This is a genomic window from Hyphomicrobium sp., from assembly GCF_047600905.1.
Classification (GTDB): domain Bacteria; phylum Pseudomonadota; class Alphaproteobacteria; order Rhizobiales; family Hyphomicrobiaceae; genus Hyphomicrobium_B.
The window spans coordinates 186,099-198,411 of sequence record NZ_JASGKD010000001.1; the positions used below are offsets into that span (position 1 = coordinate 186,099).

Sequence of the window (12,313 nt, forward strand, 5' to 3'; positions counted from 1 at the left end):
AGCAAGCGAAGGAGCCGAGGCTGATGATTGGAAATATCCCGATTGGAGTTGCTGTTCTCGCGCTGATCGCGGGGTTCATTGCGTCACTCGCCGGCGGAGCCTTCGGCGGGGTACTGACCGGAGGCAAAGCTCTCGGCACCGAACTCGCCGCTTACATGGGCTCGTTCTACGGCGTCGTCGCTGGAACGGCTGGCGTCCTCCTCGGCATCATCGTCTCGGCTTTCATCGGGTGACGCATAATGTTTGAAATGGTTCGAAGCTCCATTGGTCTTTTCTTTCGCGGCAAGCTCTTCGCGGAGCCGACACGGGCCTATACGCAGCTTGCGATCGGAATTCTCTTTGCCGCGCTCTGCTTCATCTTGGCAGCGAGAGTGGCTGGACTTCCCTATTGGGCGTCCGCGGCGATCGCGGGGTTCTTCGGCGGCGCGTTGCAGCCACGACTTTTTCGCGATTTGAGATATCGGTGAACCGCTGTGACAGCCGTTGAAGCCATCGAGCGCGAACAATCCGGAATCGTCGATCTCGCAGGCGATATCGAGCGCCTGGAGATGATCTTCGAAGGCTGGGATGAAACGCCGCGCGGAGTTGCGCTTGCCTACGGCCGTGCCATCGAAGCGCTGAATGGCGAGGCGCTACGCCGCCTCGTCAGCGCATTAAAGAGAGATCCTGCCGCGCTGAAGGCGATGAAGGCCGCCGTCACCGACGATGTCGTCTATGGCGTCCTGCGCCGTCACAACATCATCAAACCGAGTCTGACCGAGCGCGTCGAGACGGCGCTCGAAAGCATCCGTCCGATGCTTGCCTCTCACGGTGGCGACGTCGAATTGATCAGCGTCACGCCCCCCTCGATCGAGGTCCGCTTTGTCGGATCCTGCGACGGATGCCCTGCTTCAGCGTTGACGTTTCACGCGGGCGTCAAAAAGGCCGTCGAGGAGGCGTGCCCGGAAATCACTAAGATTCTACAGGTCAAAGGTTCCGCGAGCGGCCATCAGGATGGAGCTTCACTCCGCTTCATAAGTCCGTTTGCGAATGGCGCTAATGGTCGGTGGCATTATGCGGCCCGCCTGAGCGAAATTCCCGACGGCGGTGTCAAAGCGCAAATCCTCGAAGGGGAAAAGATTCTTCTTTCGCGTCGTGGATCGATCGTGACGTGCTTCGAAAACGCTTGCGCGCATCTCGGTCTTGCGCTGGACGACGGAGAAATCACCGACGGCGTCATCACTTGTCCGTTCCATCAGTTCCAATACGACTTGATGACGGGCGAGTGCCTGACCGCGCCGACAGTTCAACTTCATCCACATGCCGTTCGCGTTATCGGATCGCAAGTCGAGGTGAGGCTCGCCAAATGACCATGCGCGTGTCCCTTGCTCCGGCCCGACGGCAATCGCTATTTGATGGCAAAACTCCCGCGCCGCTTACGGTTGGCGGCGCGCGCGTCATTCTCGGCAATGTGTCGAGCCTCGACGGGCTCGTGAGTCCGATCAAGCCTTCGGCGATCACGCTCTTCGGCCCGCGCGGCGCGGCCTTGGCAGCCGAAGGCGGACCTCTTTTCGTCTGTGACACCGGCCACCATCGTCTCCTGATTTGGAGCCGGACACCCGCGCACGATGGAACCGCGGCCGACATGCACATCGGCCAACCAAACTTTGAAAGCGAAGGCCGCAATGCCAAAGGCGGTCCGGGATCCACGACGCTGAACGTGCCGACGGGCGTCTCCGTGAGCGGCGAAGTGCTTGCCGTTGCCGACGCCTGGAACCATCGCGTACTGATCTGGCATGGGCTGCCGACACGTTCGAACCAGCCCGCCGACATTGTGCTCGGGCAGCGGGATTTCGAAAGCGGCCTTGCAAATCGTGGTGCAGCGGCAGCAGCCGACACGCTCAACTGGTGCTACGGCGTGACGATTGCCGATGGCGCCCTTTGGGTCGCCGATACCGGCAACCGCCGCGTCCTGAAATGGAACCGGATTCCGACGGAAAGCGGCGCGCCAGCCGATCTCGTCCTAGGCGAAACCGACTTCGTCACGCGCGACGGCAATGCCGGACGCGCCGTTGCCGATGCGGGCATGACGTGGCCGCACTCCGTTGTGGTGGCCGATAGACGCCTTCTCATCGCGGATGCGGGAAACAACCGCGTCATGGTTTGGGACGAGTTGCCGGAAGCGAATGGGGCGCCGTGTTCTTTCGTGCTCGGGCAGAAGAGTTTCGCGTCTATCGATCATAACGCCGGCTCTTACTATCCGACGTCTGCGACTCTGAATATGCCTTATAGCGTTGCCCGCGTTGGCAACCGCGTCGCCATCGCGGACACAGCGAACTCCCGCATCGTCGCTCATGATATCTCTGATCTTCATATGTTCGCTGGCGCGCGTTATCTCGCGGGCCAAGCGACATTCTGCGACAAGGGCGACAACCGTTGGCGCTTCCCTCAGCGCGATAGCCTTTGCTGGCCGTATGGAATTGCAGCGTGCGGCTCAACGATGGTGGTCGCAGATAGCGGCAACAACCGCGTCATGCTTTGGGATGTGTCGCCATGAGCTTCGCCGTGCGCATTCCCACCGAACCGTCTGTTGAGAGCGTCGAGATTCGCGTGCGTGGCCGTGTGCAAGGCGTCGGCTTCCGGCCGTTTGTCTGGCGCAGCGCGCTCGATCTTGGCTTATCCGGATACGTCCGGAATGATGCCGACGGCGTGCTCATTCGCGTTCGCGGCGGGCGCTCGGCAATCGAAGCGCTTCTCAAGGAAATTCGCACGGGCGCGCCGTTGCTGTCTTCCGTGGAGGCTATCGAATGTCGGGCCTTCGCGGGCGACTTACCGAATACCTTCGAGATCGCGGAAAGTGCGAGCGGCGACAGCAACACAGAAATATCGCCTGACGCCGCGCTTTGCGCCGATTGCGCCCGAGATATCTTCGATCCGTTCTCGCGACGCTACCGCTATCCGTTCACGACCTGCACGAATTGCGGCCCGCGTCTCTCGATTGTCAGGCGTGTTCCTTACGATCGCATGACGACGAGCATGGCCGCCTTCGATCTCTGCCCCGATTGCGCTGCCGAATACGTCGACCCGCGCGACCGTCGCTTCCATGCGGAATCGACAGCGTGCCATGTCTGCGGTCCGAAGGCTCGCCTCTTTCGCTTCGACGGCAAACCCTTCAGCTTCGACCAAGCGTCGATGCTCGATGACGTTGACGCAGCGTTGGGGCTCATTCAGCGGGGCGAGATCGTCGCCATCAAAGGGCTCGGCGGCTATCAGCTCGCCTGCGACGCGACCCGCGCCGACGTCGTCGAGCGGCTCCGCGAGCTCAAGCATCGCGACCGCAAGCCCTTCGCCCTCATGGCACGCGACGTCGAGGTAATCAGGCGCTTTGCAAACCTTGCACCCGATAGCGAGGCACTTCTCGATAGCGCCGCGGCGCCGATCGTTCTTCTCGATGCGCACGGCGGCAAGCCGCTTCCGGAGGCCATCGCGCCGGGATTACGAACGCTCGGCTTCATGCTCCCGACCACGCCTCTGCATGCGCTTCTCCTCCGGCGCATGGGTCGTCCGGTCGTGATGACCTCCGGAAACCGCTCCGACGCGCCGCAAGTGATCTATGACGCCGATGCGCGACGGGAACTCTCGGCCATCGCGACCTACGTGCTCACCCACGATCGCGACATTCTCAATCGCGTGGACGATTCCGTCGTGCGGATTGCTGCGGGGGCGACGCGAATTCTGCGACGTTCGAGAGGATATGCGCCTGCTAGCATCCGTCTGCCACGCGGCTTCGAGCAGGCGCCCCAGCTGTTTGCTGCCGGCGGTGACTTAAAGAATACGTTCTGTTTCGTGAAGGCGGGGAACGCCGTCTTATCTCAGCACATCGGCGACCTTGCCGACGCACGTACGCGCGACGATTACAGCAAGACGATCGGTCTCTACCGGAACATGACCGATGCGAGACCGGAGGCTATCGTTTGCGATCGCCATCCCGGATATCACAGCGAGACCCGCGCCGAAGATATGAGCCGGGAACTCGGAATTCCGCTCATCGAGGTTCAGCATCACCATGCCCATATCGCGAGCTGTCTGGCGGAGAATGGCTGGCCGCTGAACGGCGGTCGCGTTCTCGGAGTCGCGCTCGATGGATTGGGCTATGGCGAGCATGGCGAGATTTGGGGCGGCGAATTCCTTCTGGCAGATTATACGCGCTACGAACGGCTCGCGACATTCAAACCCGTCGCGATGATCGGAGGCGACGCCGCTTCGCGCGAACCTTGGCGTAATCTCTACGCACATCTGATGGCGGAGATGGGCTGGCCGACGTTCGCGATGAACTTCAGCGATCTCGAAATTCTCTCCCGGCTCAAAGAGAAGCCGCGCACAAACCTCGATGCAATGCTGCGCTCTGGGCTCAATTCGCCCAAAGCCTCGTCGTGTGGGCGATTGTTCGATGCCGTGGCGGCGGCGATGGGGCTTTGCTTTGAACGCCAGGGTTACGAAGGCGAAGCAGCCGCGATGCTGGAGAGCGCCGTCGATGACGACGCGCTATTGAATGAGGATGAGGCGCTCGCCTACCCATTCACCATTCCGAACCTCAAGGAAGCGCGGCTTCCCTATATCGAGCCGCTCGCGGTCTGGAATGCCATCCTCGGCGATCTCATCCTCAAGACGCCCGTCGGCGTCATGGCCGCGCGTTTCCATCGCGGGTTGGCGCGCGCTGTAGCCGCCATGTGTGTGAAACTCGCCGCGCACGATGCCGAGACAGGACCCCGCTTCGACACTGTCGCTCTTTCGGGCGGCTGCTTCCACAATCGCATTCTGCTTGAGCAAGTAATCGGCCAGCTGGAAGCAGCGAAGTTCAAAATTCTCACCCAAGCCAAAGTGCCGTCGGGCGACGGCGGGCTATCGCTCGGCCAGGCAGCGATCGCAGCCGCCCAACTCCTAGACAACAAGAACAAGACAGCTGGAGGAAACAGGTCATGTGTCTCGGAATTCCAGGGCGTATCGTAAGAATTGACGATGCGGCGAAGAGACTTGCGACCGTCGATGTGAGCGGCGTCAAACGCCAGGTGAACATCGCCTGCATCGTCGACGGCGTGAATCCACCGAGTCGTGCGTCGGCGCGTGGGTTCTCGTTCACGTCGGCTTCGCGATGAGCCGCATCGATGAAGCCGAAGCTGCCGAGACGCTGAAAATTCTGCACGAGCTCGGCGAGGCGCAGGCGGAAATGGAGGCGATGCGCGCTTCTGGACTGCAATAGGACGACAGCGAAACACACGGCCGGGAGATTGTGTGATGAAGTACGTCGATGAATTTCGCGATCGCGACAAAGCCAAAGCACTGGTGAAGGAAATCGATGCCCTCGTGCGTGAGATCGATGTCGCGAAGGAACGCCCGATCGCGATCATGGAAGTTTGCGGCGGCCACACGCACTCGATATTTCGCTACGGTCTCGAAGGCATGCTGCCCAAGGAGATCGAACTCGTCCACGGTCCCGGCTGTCCGGTCTGCGTGCTGCCGATGGGCCGCATCGACGATTGTGTCGCAGTGGCCGAGCGACCCGACGTAATCTGCACAACTTTCGGCGATGCCATGCGTGTTCCGGGCTCTCGCAAGAGCCTTCTGCAGGCGAAAGCGGACGGCGCCGACATCCGCATGGTCTACTCACCGATGGATGCGCTCGCGCTTGCCCGCAAAAATCCGGAACGCGAAGTTGTGTTCTTCGGTATCGGCTTCGAGACGACGATGCCGTCGACGGCGTTGACGATCCTGCAGGCCGAAGACGAAGGCATCACGAACTTTTCCGTGTTCTGCAATCACATCACGATCGTGCCGACGATCAAGGCGATCCTCGACGATCCAGACATGCAGATCGACGGCTTCCTCGGACCTGGGCATGTGTCGATGGTCATTGGCACGAACCCCTATGAATTTGTTGCTCACTATTACAAGCGGCCGATGGTCGTTGCCGGCTTCGAACCGCTCGATGTTCTGCAATCGATCTGGATGGTTCTGAAACAGATCAAGGACGGTCGCGCCGGAATCGAGAACCAATATACGCGCATTGTCCCTGAAGAAGGCAACGGCCGCGCGCTCGATGCCGTATTCAAGGTCTACGAGCTGCGCGAATTCTTCGAATGGCGCGGTCTCGGATCGATCGACCATTCAGGTGTAAAAATCCGTGAGGCCTACGCGCGTTACGATGCGGAACGCAAATTCGCGATGCCCAATATCCAGGTCGCCGATCCGCAGGCGTGCCAATGCGGGAGCGTTCTCAAAGGTCTCATCAAACCGTGGCAATGTCAGGTCTTCGGAACGACATGCACGCCCGAGACGCCGCTGGGTGCGCTGATGGTTTCCTCGGAGGGCGCCTGTGCGGCTTATTACCAGTACGGCGGCGTGAAAAAGCAGTCGGTGGCGTCATGAATGTCATTCCGATCAATCGACCGCATCGCAAGCTCGGCACCGTATCGGTTCCGAACGTCACGCTTGCGCACGGCGGCGGCGGCAAGGCGATGAAGGACCTCATCGACGACGTGTTCATCTCAGTATTCGGCGGCGGCGCTCCCGATGCGCTTGAAGACCAGGCCCGCATCGACCTTCTGGGCTTGACCAAGCTCGGAGATCGCGTTGCGTTCACCACCGACAGCTTCGTCGTCGATCCGTTGTTCTTTCCGGGAGGCGACATTGGCAAACTGGCGATTTGCGGCACCGTCAACGACCTCGCCGTCGGAGGTGCCAAGCCGCTCTATATTTCCTGCGCCGCCATTATCGAAGAAGGTGTGCCCGTCGAGCTTCTGCGAAGAATTGCGCGCTCGATGGCCGAGACGGCGCAGGCCGCCGGCGTAAGGATCGTCACCGGAGACACCAAGGTCGTCCACAAGGGCGCTTGCGACAAGGTCTTCCTGACGACGACCGGCATCGGCGTCATCGCCGACGAAATTTGTCTTGGCGTCGATCAGGTGAGACCCGGCGATATCGTTCTCGTTAATGGCCTGCTTGGCGATCACGGTGCTGCGATCCTCGGCGCGCGGGGCGATATGGCACTCGACAGCCCTATCGTCAGCGACTGCGCGCCTCTGCACGAGCTGATCGCCACTCTTCTCGAAGCAGCGCCGCGCACACGCGCCATTCGCGATGCAACGCGCGGAGGCATCGCGACTGTTCTGAATGAGATCGCGGACGCCTCAAGCGTTTCGATTTCGGTTGACGAGGAGCACACCCCGATACGACCGGAAGTGAAGGGCTTTTGCGAAATTCTGGGCCTCGACCCGCTCTATCTCGCAAACGAAGGAAAGCTCGTCGCGGTGGTTCCTGCCGACGAGGCCGATGCGGCCCTTCAGGCTTTACGTTGCCACCCGTTGGGGTGCGACGCCGAGATCATCGGAGAAGTCGGGCAGGGAGAGCCCGGCCGCGTGACGATGAAGACAGTGTTCGGCGGCGAACGGATTGTCGACATGCTGGTCGGCGAGCAGCTTCCTCGAATTTGCTGACGTCTTGAGAAAAACATCCACCGGGAGAAATGCCATGTTACGAAAATTGCCTTTACTCGCATGCACCGCGCTTTTCATGACTGCCGGACCGGCGTTCGCCCACGTTGGAGTGGGTCCGGTCGATACGTTCAGTCATGGCTTCATGCATCCGCTGACGGGTATCGACCATGTGCTGGCTATGGTTGCGGTCGGCCTGTTCGCTGCCAATCTCGGCGGCGCCGCGCTCTGGCTCGTGCCTTCCGCCTTCGTCGGCACAATGATCTTCGGCGGCGCTCTCGGCTATTATGGCTGGCCGTTGCCAATGGTCGAGGAAGGTATCGGTGCTTCGGTCGTCGTCATGGGTCTCGCGATCGCTTTGGGCGTGAGATTGCCGACGATTGCCGCGATGGCGCTGGTCGGGCTGTTTGCACTGTTCCACGGCCACGCGCACGGATCGGAGGGTATAGGCATTGGAGTCAGCTTTCTTCCCTATGCGGCGGGCTTTGTCGGCGCGACTGCGCTTCTCCACATCACGGGTATTGCTCTCGGCCTCAGCCTTGATCGATTGGGAGAAACACCCGCGGCTATCATGAAGAAATGCGCGGGCGTTGCCGGAGCCATCGCTGGCGTGTCCATTTTGGCGGGTTGGCTCGCAACGTGAGTTTGCGCAAAGCGGCGCGACGGTAGGATGCCGTCGCGCCGTGAGACGATCGGGACGCGACGCCATGCACGAACTCAGCATTACTCGGAATATCGTGGCTATCGCGTCCGAAGCCGCCAATGGGCGCCGCGTTCGAGCCGTCACGCTCGAAGTCGGTGCGCTTTCGGGCGTCATGGCCGATGCAATCGCATTCTGCTTTGGCGTCGTGTCCGCTGAGACGCCTATCGAGGGCGCCCGTCTCGACATTCGCGCGATCGACGGTCGGGGCCGCTGCCGTTCGTGCGGCTCCGAGTTTCCGGCGCCGACGCTCTATTCCCCCTGTCCCTGCGGCAGCCGGGACGTTGAGCTGATCGGCGGCGAAGAACTGAATATCAAATCGCTAGAGTTGGAGGAGGCGGCCTGATGTGTACGACTTGCGGATGCAGCAGCGGAGCCAAGACAACGCTGACCAATCTCGAGACGAGGGAAGCGCGGGAACTGAGCGATCACTCTCACCACGATCATCATCATCACGAGCACGGGCATGCGCACGAACATCTGCACCCCGACGGGACGCGACATAGCCATGCGCATGACCACAGCGAACATCATCATGATCATGAGCGCTTCCATGACCATGATCACGAACCTGGGTCGCATGGGACCGGTGCAGCTTCGATTGTGGAACTCGAAGCGCGGGTGCTGGAGAAGAACGACAGGCTCGCAAGCCTCAATCGTGCATGGTTCTCAGGGCGGGAGATCCTCGCTCTCAACGTCGTAAGCTCACCGGGCGCCGGCAAGACGACGCTACTCGAAAGAACGATCCGAGATCTGAAAACGAAGAACGACCTTTTCGTTCTTGAGGGGGATCAGGCAACTTCGGCGGATGGAGAGCGCATCCGCGCCGCAGGGGCGCCTTGCATTCAAATCAATACGGGTACGGGCTGCCATCTCGAAGCCGATATGGTTGCTTGCGGCCTCGAAGAACTGAAGCCCGCCTTCGGCTCGATCGTTCTAATCGAGAACGTCGGCAATCTTGTCTGCCCAGCCCTCTTCGATCTTGGCGAACGATCAAAGGTCGCCGTTTTTTCAGTGACGGAAGGCGAGGACAAACCGCTGAAATACCCGCACATGTTCCGCGCGTCTGATCTCGTTTTGCTGAATAAGGTCGACCTGTTGCCCCATTTGGATTTTGATATCGAGCAGGCAATCGAGAATGTGAAAGCAGTCAATCCTCGCGCGACGGTCCTTTCCTTATCGGCGCGTACAGGGGAGGGCCTCGATCTTTGGTATGACTGGCTTCGCGTTCAGTCAGATGCCGTCAAAGGCTCACGAGAACCAAGACCGGGAGAGCTTTCCGGCGCTCATCATTGAGCGCCGGGCCTCTTTTCGTTACGGAGGGCTTGGCGGGTTCGTGGCAGCTTCGAATTGGCGAACTGCGTCTACGGCGTGGGCGGCATACATGACCGATGGGCCCGCCCCCATATAAATCGCCATCCCGAGGGTCTCGAAGATTTCTGCGTCGGATGCTCCTTGAGCGACAGCCGCCTTGGCGTGAAACGCGATGCAGTCTTCGCAGCGGACCGCGACGCCGATGGCGAGGGCGATCAGCTCTTTTGTCTTCGTGTCCAACGCTTCCGCCTTGGTGGCTGCCTGCGCGAGCGCGCCGAAGGCTTTCATGACGTCGGGCGAACCGCCGCGAAGCTCTTTGAGGGTTGCGCCAATGTTTTTGGTAATCTCGATATAGTCGGTCTTCATATCTGCGAATGCCTTGTTGCCAGTGACAAGCAACGACCGCATTGAGGCGGGGGCCAGCCATGACGTGGGTCAAATTTTGCCGGCCGATTTTCGGCGAAAGACATTGAATCTGAGGTGTTTCGAGGTCGCGGGCCCGCTGCGCGCTTTCCGGCGGGCGATCAACTCGAACGGTCAGGCTATTCCGTATCACGGCGTCGCTCTTCGACGCGGACGGGAAAAAATCCCACCTCGTTCATGAGGTCGGATTTGGACTATAGCTCTCGGCCTAGGTTCATTTCGACGCGGACCGCCAGCCTCTTTATGTCCTATCTCGACGACCGGTTCATGACATTTTGCCTGCCTGCAGATTTGCAGGCGAGATCGGTGCTGCTGGTTGGACAAACCGAACCAGGGTTGGCAGACGAGTTCGAACGGCGTGGGGCGGGCAAGGTGATCGTTTGTCCGATCGAGCCCGGGGCGTTGTCTGCGGACATCTACACGAGGGAGGCGCTCACAGCTCACCTGGCTCGGTACGGGGTGAGCGGAGACAAACTCGACATCGTCGTGTTGACGAGCTTGCCAACCAACCACGAGATGGTCCGCCGCTATCTCGGTCTCTGGAAGCACTTTTTGCAGGACGGCGGCGTTCTTCTCTTCGACATGCAATTCCATGACAGCGAAATCGACGATGTGTTCGGCTCCGGCCTAGGTCCTTCGGTCGACATGCCGTCCAAGTCGATGGTGGTCGACGATTGGCTGGCGGATTACGCCGTCCGGGACTTGTCTCCGTCAGCTAGGCCCGGTCCGCCGGCGCGGGTTCTCCAATGCGCGCCGAGGAAGCCGATCCTGTTATTGGTCAGGGGATCGCCGATGGCCGGCAAGACGACGCTCAGCCGAGAACTTGGAAAAATGGCGGGGCAGGTTCTCAGTCTCGACAAACTGATAAGGGCTTTGGTTCGCGGAGCGGGACCGTCGTCTGCGGCCGCAGAGTTTTTCCGCCGGCAGCCCAGCGTTCGCGAGGCTATCGAAAGCCTGAACAATGAGACGGGCAAGATCCTCGAAGACTTTATCGATGTGGTCGTTGATCGGATACGGCTCGCGGAAAGGTGCGTCGTCGTCGAAGGCTACGCGCTCAACGATGCGGTGGTATCCGGGTTGCGGGCGAGGCTTGGGGGACTGGCGGTGATCTGGGAACTCAATCGCACTTGCTGATGCGCGGCCTCGGCCGCGAATGCCCGGATTGGATCAGACGTCCTTCGCCAGTTCTTCGCGGCCCTTGCCGGTCACGCGATATCCGTTTGATGTTTCCTCGAGCAGGCCTTTGTCGATCAGCCGGTCGACAACGTCGCCACGGTCGGGAACTGTGCTGCTGGCGGGATTATTGGAGACGAAATTGAGGACCTTGAGCTCGGCCCGTGTGCAGGTACTGACCGGCTTCTTGCGCGTAAACGCGTAGATCAAGTAGCCGATGATGAGCAGCCATATCGGGCCGAGCACATACCACGCAGTGTCCATCGCCATATCCCCCGGCTGCCGCCTTTGCTCTGATGCGGCGAGAGATCCGCGTCAACAAGTTTCGATTTGTTTTCCTGCCCTCTTCGCCGCAGCGGAACGAAACCTTAGGCGAGAGGGGAATATTTCCGTGGGCATCGGCGGGCTAGCGGGAGTTCCCGTCGGCCTGCCGGCGCGTCCAAGTGGTCTTGATGATGGCCGGACGGATCAAAGTCTCATAGACCGTGCGAGCGACGGCGTTGATATCGGTGAGATTGGCTTCGACGCTGCGTGACAAACGATTGATGTTGTCCGGACTGTATGCCGGATCATCGCACTTTTCGTATTCGGGGAGCTTCGCCCATTTGCGAATCGTGTCGCGCGTTGCTTCGATATGCCCTTGGAAGCCATAGGCGCGGTCGCCGTAACGAAACGCCTGTACGGGGCAGAGCGGGGAACTTGCGAGAAGTTCGGCGTCTTGCGGCAGCGCGGTCACTTCAGCTCCGTGCCACTGCAATGCGGTGAAGGGATCGGGAAGGGAACTGACGACCGGATCGCGGCGTCCGGCGTCGGTTTTGGTGTTGGTCAGAACGCCGATTTCACCGGTCTTCGCTGCCTCAACCCTGCCGCCGACTGCTTCGGCGAGCAGTTGATGGCCGAGGCAGATGCCGAGATAGGGCCGCTGCATTTCGAGCACGAACTCACGGATTGCCGCTTTCTCGTCTTTGAGCCAGGGGTATTCGTCCTCCTGCCAAACATTCTGCGGTCCGCCCATGACCATCAGAAAATCAAAGCGCTCGAGAGCCGACGGCTTTTGACCGCGATCGAATTCTATGATGTGGAGCGCGGCGCCGTCGGCGTGAAATAATTCGCAAAAGCTGCCGGGATTTTCGGAGGTGGCATGCTGGAAGACAAGAATGTTCACGGTTGATGGCACCCCTTCGGCACACGCAATCGATTGGGCCGAGCGTACCGAACCATTAGGCTTGTGAAG

At 60.4% G+C, this 12,313-nt stretch carries 14 protein-coding genes and 1 pseudogene; 12 read left to right on the top strand and 3 right to left on the bottom strand.

Annotation, left to right across the window (positions count from 1 at the left end; translation table 11 throughout):
- Positions 1-23 precede the first annotated feature (23 nt).
- From QM780_RS00965 to hypB, 11 genes and pseudogenes are all read left to right on the top strand, one after another.
- On the top strand, positions 24-233 hold the full coding sequence (locus QM780_RS00965; protein WP_415068612.1) for a hypothetical protein: 210 nt from the start codon (positions 24-26) through the stop codon (positions 231-233).
- Positions 234-239: 6 nt separating this feature from the next.
- Positions 240-467, top strand: coding sequence for a hypothetical protein (locus QM780_RS00970; protein WP_415068613.1), 228 nt, complete (start codon positions 240-242; stop codon positions 465-467).
- Positions 468-473: 6 nt separating this feature from the next.
- A complete protein-coding gene (locus tag QM780_RS00975; RefSeq protein WP_415068614.1) occupies positions 474-1,349 on the top strand; it encodes a NifU family protein in 876 nt (291 codons plus the stop codon).
- Positions 1,346-2,536, top strand: coding sequence for an NHL repeat-containing protein (locus tag QM780_RS00980; protein WP_415068615.1), 1,191 nt, complete (start codon positions 1,346-1,348; stop codon positions 2,534-2,536). The genes QM780_RS00975 and QM780_RS00980 overlap by 4 nt, the downstream gene beginning before the upstream one ends.
- Positions 2,533-4,989 (top strand): carbamoyltransferase HypF, encoded by a 2,457-nt coding sequence (hypF, locus tag QM780_RS00985; RefSeq protein WP_415068616.1) that lies wholly within the window; start codon positions 2,533-2,535, stop codon positions 4,987-4,989. Before QM780_RS00980 ends, hypF begins: the two co-directional genes overlap by 4 nt.
- Positions 4,959-5,239 (top strand): annotated as a pseudogene (locus QM780_RS00990) (HypC/HybG/HupF family hydrogenase formation chaperone). Before hypF ends, QM780_RS00990 begins: the two are co-directional and overlap by 31 nt.
- A gap of 35 nt (positions 5,240-5,274) precedes the next feature.
- Positions 5,275-6,405 carry a hydrogenase formation protein HypD gene (hypD, locus tag QM780_RS00995; protein ID WP_415068617.1) on the top strand — a complete coding sequence of 377 codons (1,131 nt, stop codon included), beginning with the start codon at positions 5,275-5,277 and terminating at the stop codon, positions 6,403-6,405.
- Complete coding sequence (gene hypE, locus QM780_RS01000) at positions 6,402-7,472, top strand: hydrogenase expression/formation protein HypE (RefSeq protein ID WP_415068618.1); 1,071 nt, start codon at positions 6,402-6,404, stop codon at positions 7,470-7,472. Before hypD ends, hypE begins: the two co-directional genes overlap by 4 nt.
- Positions 7,473-7,506: 34 nt before the next feature.
- Positions 7,507-8,112, top strand: coding sequence for a HupE/UreJ family protein (locus QM780_RS01005; protein WP_415068619.1), 606 nt, complete (start codon positions 7,507-7,509; stop codon positions 8,110-8,112).
- A 64-nt stretch (positions 8,113-8,176) separates the two neighbouring features.
- Positions 8,177-8,515, top strand: a complete 339-nt coding sequence (locus tag QM780_RS01010; protein WP_415068620.1) for a hydrogenase maturation nickel metallochaperone HypA — start codon at positions 8,177-8,179, stop codon at positions 8,513-8,515.
- Entirely contained in the window at positions 8,515-9,465 is a 951-nt protein-coding gene (gene hypB / locus QM780_RS01015) for a hydrogenase nickel incorporation protein HypB (protein ID WP_415068621.1), read from the top strand. The genes QM780_RS01010 and hypB overlap by 1 nt, the downstream gene beginning before the upstream one ends.
- 18 nt (positions 9,466-9,483) lie before the next feature.
- On the opposite strand, the gene QM780_RS01020 is transcribed toward hypB, so the two are convergent.
- Positions 9,484-9,849, bottom strand: a complete 366-nt coding sequence (locus QM780_RS01020; RefSeq protein WP_415068622.1) for a carboxymuconolactone decarboxylase family protein — start codon at positions 9,847-9,849, stop codon at positions 9,484-9,486.
- 324 nt (positions 9,850-10,173) lie between these two features.
- Here QM780_RS01020 and QM780_RS01025 point away from each other — a divergent pair, with 324 nt between their 5' ends.
- The gene (locus QM780_RS01025; RefSeq protein WP_415068623.1) at positions 10,174-11,040 is read left to right on the top strand and encodes a hypothetical protein; all 867 of its coding nucleotides are present in this window, start codon (positions 10,174-10,176) and stop codon (positions 11,038-11,040) included.
- 33 nt (positions 11,041-11,073) lie between these two features.
- Here QM780_RS01025 and QM780_RS01030 read toward each other — a convergent pair whose 3' ends face one another.
- Positions 11,074-11,343, bottom strand: coding sequence for a hypothetical protein (locus tag QM780_RS01030; protein ID WP_415068624.1), 270 nt, complete (start codon positions 11,341-11,343; stop codon positions 11,074-11,076).
- Positions 11,344-11,485: 142 nt separating this feature from the next.
- Positions 11,486-12,244: a type 1 glutamine amidotransferase gene (locus QM780_RS01035; RefSeq protein WP_415068625.1), complete on the bottom strand. Its 759-nt coding sequence runs from the start codon at positions 12,242-12,244 to the stop codon at positions 11,486-11,488.
- Positions 12,245-12,313: the final 69 nt, after the last annotated feature.

Bases quoted from the DNA above. Each gene is read 5' to 3' on its own strand.
- QM780_RS00965 (WP_415068612.1), top strand. From the start codon at position 24: ATGATTGGAAATATCCCGATTGGAGTTGCTGTTCTCGCGCTGATCGCG.
- QM780_RS00970 (WP_415068613.1), top strand. From the start codon at position 240: ATGTTTGAAATGGTTCGAAGCTCCATTGGTCTTTTCTTTCGCGGCAAG.
- QM780_RS00980 (WP_415068615.1), top strand. From the start codon at position 1,346: ATGACCATGCGCGTGTCCCTTGCTCCGGCCCGACGGCAATCGCTATTT.
- hypF (WP_415068616.1), top strand. From the start codon at position 2,533: ATGAGCTTCGCCGTGCGCATTCCCACCGAACCGTCTGTTGAGAGCGTC.
- hypD (WP_415068617.1), top strand. From the start codon at position 5,275: ATGAAGTACGTCGATGAATTTCGCGATCGCGACAAAGCCAAAGCACTG.
- hypE (WP_415068618.1), top strand. From the start codon at position 6,402: ATGAATGTCATTCCGATCAATCGACCGCATCGCAAGCTCGGCACCGTA.
- QM780_RS01005 (WP_415068619.1), top strand. From the start codon at position 7,507: ATGTTACGAAAATTGCCTTTACTCGCATGCACCGCGCTTTTCATGACT.
- QM780_RS01010 (WP_415068620.1), top strand. From the start codon at position 8,177: ATGCACGAACTCAGCATTACTCGGAATATCGTGGCTATCGCGTCCGAA.
- hypB (WP_415068621.1), top strand. From the start codon at position 8,515: ATGTGTACGACTTGCGGATGCAGCAGCGGAGCCAAGACAACGCTGACC.
- QM780_RS01020 (WP_415068622.1), bottom strand. From the start codon at position 9,849: ATGAAGACCGACTATATCGAGATTACCAAAAACATTGGCGCAACCCTC.
- QM780_RS01025 (WP_415068623.1), top strand. From the start codon at position 10,174: ATGACATTTTGCCTGCCTGCAGATTTGCAGGCGAGATCGGTGCTGCTG.
- QM780_RS01030 (WP_415068624.1), bottom strand. From the start codon at position 11,343: ATGGACACTGCGTGGTATGTGCTCGGCCCGATATGGCTGCTCATCATC.